Origin of the sequence: Stenotrophomonas sp. YIM B06876 (assembly GCF_030711595.1) — a bacterium.
In the GTDB taxonomy this organism is placed as follows: domain Bacteria; phylum Pseudomonadota; class Gammaproteobacteria; order Xanthomonadales; family Xanthomonadaceae; genus Stenotrophomonas.
Genome location: NZ_JAUJUJ010000480.1, coordinates 1 through 619, shown reverse-complemented (window position 1 = coordinate 619; position 619 = coordinate 1). Strand labels below are relative to the sequence as shown.

Annotated in this window: 1 protein-coding gene; it reads right to left on the bottom strand. The window is 52.2% G+C overall.

Annotation, left to right across the window (positions count from 1 at the left end):
- The coding region (locus QZH66_RS18035) for a type I restriction endonuclease (RefSeq protein WP_305807180.1) at positions 1–592 on the bottom strand (592 nt) is incomplete at its 3' end.
- Between the last annotated feature and the right edge of the window lie 27 nt (positions 593–619).

Below are 619 nucleotides of genomic sequence, written 5' to 3'. Positions count from 1 at the left end.
AATACTTGAACAAGGACTGCGTGCTGTTGAAGCTCTCCTTGCTGTAGCGGTGCACCTGGTTGAAGGCCTCACGAATCGCCACGCCACGCTTTTTGAGTTCCACCTGCACTAGCGGCAGGCCGTTGACCAGAATGGTCACGTCATAGCGGTTGGCATGCGATCCAACTTGCTCAAACTGCTTGATCACCTGCACCTTGTTGCGGGCGATGTTCCTTTTGTCCAGCAGGTAGATATTCTGGATACGCCCATCTTCAAACACGAAGTCGTGCACATAGTCGTCGTGCACTTTGCGTGTTTTCTCAACAATGCCATCGCTAGGCTTGTCCAGCCAGTTTTCCACAAAGCGCAGCCATTCGGAGTTTGAAAACTGCACGTTGTTGAGCGCTTGCAACTGCACGCGCGCGTTTGCCAACAAGGCTTCCGGCGTGTTCAGCCCCAGCGGGGATTCATAGCCTTGATGGACCAGGTCTTGAATGAACTCGCGCTCCAGGTCGCCTTCGCTTTGATAGCCTTCGGCGGCTTGCCACTCCTTAATGTACTTGTCCAGAACGATGAAGTTTTTGGATTCGGCAATGGTCTTGTAGTCACTCATTCGACTTGTTCTCATCGTTGTGAATCA